Source organism: Streptomyces sp. ADMS (assembly GCF_033441795.1).
In the GTDB taxonomy this organism is placed as follows: domain Bacteria; phylum Actinomycetota; class Actinomycetes; order Streptomycetales; family Streptomycetaceae; genus Streptomyces.
The window spans coordinates 1-446 of sequence record NZ_JAVFVX010000443.1 but is presented as its reverse complement, the minus strand read 5'-3'; the positions used below and the strand labels follow the sequence as shown (position 1 = coordinate 446).

General features: G+C 69.1%; 1 protein-coding gene. It reads right to left on the bottom strand.

Features of this window, described 5'->3' with window-relative positions:
- Positions 1–343 (bottom strand): transposase (locus RB628_RS41470; RefSeq protein WP_318325778.1); only part of this gene is annotated, 343 nt, incomplete at its 3' end.
- Positions 344–446: the final 103 nt, after the last annotated feature.

Below are 446 nucleotides of genomic sequence, written 5' to 3'. Positions count from 1 at the left end.
GGAACTGGGACAGCACGGTGAAGTCGAAGCCGGTGTCGGTCAGCTCCAACCCGAGCGCGTAGGCCCACGAAAGCCGGTCACGCACCGCCTCAGCGGCTTGGCGGTCCGTCAAGTTCTCCGCCATCTGAAACACAGTCACCAACGCGAGCCGGCCCGGGGACCAGCCCGCCGGCCCCGTCTTGCCGAAAGCCTCCGCGAACTCCTCGTCCGGGAACAGTTCCCCCAGCCGGTCGCGCACCGCCACCGGCAACGGCACCTGCCGCCCGTAGTTCTTCGCCCGCACCGCCCGCGCCACCACGGGATCCGGCTCCGGCCACGACCGCGGCTCCATCGACACGCCCATCCCACCCCACGACCGGGGATCAGGAAAGAACCGACCGCACCACCAACCCTGCCAGCACCACCAAGCCGCTGTCAGCCTTCAACCGCCAATAGGCAACAGGGTC